Here is a 3703-nt window from a genome sequence, read left to right as displayed (position 1 = left end):
CAGCGCCGCCGCCGCCCTGAACAGCGCGGGCACGAGGTCGGTCTCGACGCGGGCCGGCGAATAGTCGTCCAGCGTGGTCGACATGCCTATCGCCACCTGCGCGCCCGAAGACACGGTGGCCAGCACGGCGACGCCGACCTGGTGCATGTTCATCTGGTGCTGGGTGATCACATAGCCATCGGCGCGCGCCTTCGCAATCTCGCCCAGCAGCGATCCCAGATCGGTGGTGGTGCGCGGCGTGAACGCCAGCGGCGGCTGGCGTTGATAGATGGCGCGCAGTTCCTCATCGCTGCACTGCGTCAGCAGCATGCGGCCGCTCGCATTGGACCAGGCCGGCAGGCGGCGACCGGGAAGCATCTCGGACAGCGTGAGCTGGCGGCTGGGCAGGCGCAGCAGGTAGACCATGTCGTCGCCGCGGCGCATGCTCAGGTTGACGGCCAGGCCGAACTGATCGCGCAGCACGCCCAGATGCGGCGCGACCTGCGCGATCAAGGGATCGCCTTTCAGATACGAATGGCCCAGTTCGACCGCCCTGGGCGTCATGCGCAGCCGGCGCGAGGCCGGATCGCGCGTCAGGTAGCCGAGCTTTTCCCAGGTGAAAACAAAGCGCTGGGCCGCGCTTTTGCCCAGGCCCGTCATCTCGGCGAGCTCGGTCAGCCCCAGATCGCCCGGCCGGGCCGCAAAGGCTTCGAGCACGCGCATCGCGCGTTCCACGGCTGCCACGTACAGGAAATCCTTTTTCTCGGCCGACTCGTCGGCGGCATCCGGCGTCACGGGGTTTCCCATTCAGGCACGTACCTTCTCTGAACTATTTCCAAAAGTGTTTGTATCTTATTTCAATACTTCAAGCGCACCGCGTTGGCGTGGCGACAGGCGGCTCGGCCCGCTTGCCGCACGCCTTGAGAATGCAGCGCGCGACGATGCGCCACGGCGCCAGCATTTCCTCCTGGGGAATGCTGGCGAAGGCCAGCATCAGTCCCGGGCGGGGGTTGCGGCCCAGATAGTAGTTCGACAGCGGCCGGGCGATCACGCCCTGGGCCGCGGCGTCCGCGGCAATCGCCACGTCGTCGCTGCCCGGCGGCAGCGACAGCACAAGATGCAGGCCCGCATTGCTGTCGTATTCATGCACCCAGCCAGGCCCCAGCGACTGTTCGACCAGCCCCATCAGATAGGCGCGGCGCGCCGAATAGATGAGGCGCATGCGGCGGATATGGGCGGCGTACTGGCCGCTGTCCATGAACTCGGCCAGCGCGGCCTGCTGCAGCATGTGGCCGCCGCGGTACAGCTCCGATTGCGCGGTGCGAAACGCTGCGGCAAACGGCGCGGGCACGACCATGTAGGCCATGCGCAGCCCAGGGTAGAGCGTCTTGCTGAACGTGCCCACATAGATCACCGGAGCGCCAGGAAGCAGGCCTTGCAGCGAGGCCACGGGGTGGCCGGAGAAACGAAATTCGCTGTCGTAGTCGTCCTCGACCACCCAGGTGCCGTGGCGCGTCGCATAGGCCAGCAGATCGAGCCGGCGCGCCAGGCTCATGACCGGGCCCAGCGGGTACTGGTGCGAAGGCGTGACAAACGCAAAGCGCGGCGGCTTGCCCGCGGCGTTGCGCGCAAAGCGCATGCCTTCGGCGTCGACCGGCATGGGCTTGAGCCGTATGCCGTTGATTTCCAGGATGCTGCGCGTGCCCCAGTACCCGGGCTCCTCGACCCAGGCATGGTCGCCCGCATCGCCCAGCACGCGCGTGATCAGATCGATCGCCTGGTGCACGCCTTCGGTGACGACGATCTGGCCGGGCTCGCAGACCACGGAACGCGCCTGGCGCAGATAGACCGCAAGGCTCTGGTGCAGTTTCGGATAGCCGCCGTTGGTCGCATAGCTGAGCGTCGCGGGCGGCAGTTCGCGGCTCAGGCGCGCGGTGATCTGCGCAAGCTTGGCATGCGGCACCTGGGTCACGTCGGGCACGCCGGGCAGGAAGGCACCCCACTGCGTGGACTGGGCCTTGGCGTTCATGACAACCTTGCGCCCGCGCGCAGACAGCCGCCCCGCCACGGCCTTGCCGGGCAGGGCCACGACCGCCTGGCTGGGCTTGACCGGCGCCAGGTCGGGAATGCGCTGCGCCACATAGGTGCCGCTGCCGGTAAGACCCTTGGTATAGCCCTCGGCCATCAGCTGCTCGTAGGCATGCATGACGGTATTGCGCGAGATGCCGGCCTGCAGCGCCAGATCGCGCGTGGGCGGCAGGCGCGTCGCGGCCGGCAGGCTCGCGTCGTGGATGGCGTCGCGCAGGCATTCATAGAGCAGCCGGTTGACCGGCATGGCGGGCTTTTCGCGGCGCAATTGTGCCAGCCGGGGGGCGATCAGGTCGCCGCTGAGGGACTTCAATTGGCACCATCCATTTTGGTCAAAGTGGCGCTGGATTATAGGACTGATTCTCTGTGTAATCCGTTCATCAACCACCCGCCAACGAGATCCTCCATGAACAACCAGCAGATCGATCAGCGCCGGCTCGACGCCACCCCGCGTGGCGTGGGCGTGCTGTGCGAGTTCTATGCGGACCGCGCCGAGAACGCGACCATCTGGGACGTGGAAGGCAAGCAGTACACCGATTTCGCCGCGGGCATCGCCGTGGTCAACACCGGCCATCGCCACCCCAAGGTCGTCGCCGCCATCCAGGCCCAGCTCCAGCGCTTCACGCATACGGCCTTCCAGATCGTGCCCTACGAAAGCGCCGTGGCCCTGGCCGAGCGCCTCAACGCCTTGGTGCCGATGGATGGCGCGAGGAAGACCGCTTTCTTCACCACGGGAGCCGAGGCCGTCGAGAATGCCATCAAGATCGCCCGCGTCAGCACCGGCCGCCCCGGCGTCATCGCTTTTGGCGGCGGCTTTCACGGCCGCACCATGATGGGCCTGGCGCTGACCGGCAAGGTCCAGCCCTACAAGGCCGGTTTCGGTCCGTTTCCGGGCGAGGTCTATCACCTGCCCTTCCCCGCCCCGCTGCGCGGCGTGTCGGTGCAGCACAGCCTTGATGCACTCGAGCACCTGTTCAAGTGCGACATCGAGCCCGGCCGTGTCGCGGCCATCATCGTCGAGCCGGTGCAGGGCGAAGGCGGCTTCAATGTGGCCGATGCCGCGCTGTTCGCCGGCCTGCGCCAGGTCTGCGACAAGCATGGCATCCTGCTGATTGCCGACGAAGTGCAGACCGGCTTCGGCCGCACGGGCAAGCTGTTCGCAATGCAGCACTACGCGGTGCGCCCCGACATCATGACCATGGCCAAGAGCCTCGCGGGCGGCATGCCGCTGTCGGCGGTCTGCGGCCGCGCCGCAGTCATGGACGCCGCCCACCCCGGCGGCCTGGGCGGCACCTATGCGGGCAACCCGCTGGCCGTCGCCGCCGCGCATGCGGTGCTCGACGTCATCGAGCAGGAGCAGCTGCTGGCGCGCTCGGTGCAGCTGGGCGCGCGCCTGCAGGAGTTCCTCAACGACCTGCGCGAACGCATTCCCGCGATCGCCGACGTGCGCGGTCTGGGTTCCATGATTGCCATGGAGTGCGCCGATCCTCAGACCAAGGCGCCGGACAGCGCGCTGGTGGCGCGCATCCAGAAGGAAGCGCTGCAGCGCGGCCTGCTGCTGCTGAGCTGCGGCCAGCACGGCAATGTGATCCGTTTCCTCTACCCGCTGACCATCCCCGACGCCCAGTTCGACGCC

The 3703-nt window shown here is 67.5% G+C and carries 3 protein-coding genes; 1 reads left to right on the top strand and 2 read right to left on the bottom strand.

The annotated features are described in order from the left end of the window. Together RR928_RS22550 and pdxR are read right to left on the bottom strand one after the other, a co-directional pair. A partial coding sequence (locus RR928_RS22550) for an IclR family transcriptional regulator (protein ID WP_332549677.1) occupies positions 1–786 on the bottom strand: 786 nt, incomplete at its 3' end. Positions 787–844: 58 nt separating this feature from the next. Continuing rightward, positions 845–2380, bottom strand: coding sequence for a MocR-like pyridoxine biosynthesis transcription factor PdxR (gene pdxR / locus RR928_RS22545; protein WP_332539938.1), 1536 nt, complete (start codon positions 2378–2380; stop codon positions 845–847). Between the two features lie 93 nt (positions 2381–2473). Here pdxR and gabT point away from each other — a divergent pair. Continuing rightward, the coding region (gabT, locus tag RR928_RS22540; protein ID WP_332684339.1) for a 4-aminobutyrate--2-oxoglutarate transaminase at positions 2474–3703 on the top strand (1230 nt) is incomplete at its 3' end.

It is taken from the genome of Comamonas sp. (assembly GCF_036666375.1).
Classification (GTDB): domain Bacteria; phylum Pseudomonadota; class Gammaproteobacteria; order Burkholderiales; family Burkholderiaceae_C; genus Comamonas.
The sequence above is the reverse complement of the archived record's forward strand: the minus strand, read 5'-3'. Positions and strand labels throughout refer to the sequence as shown.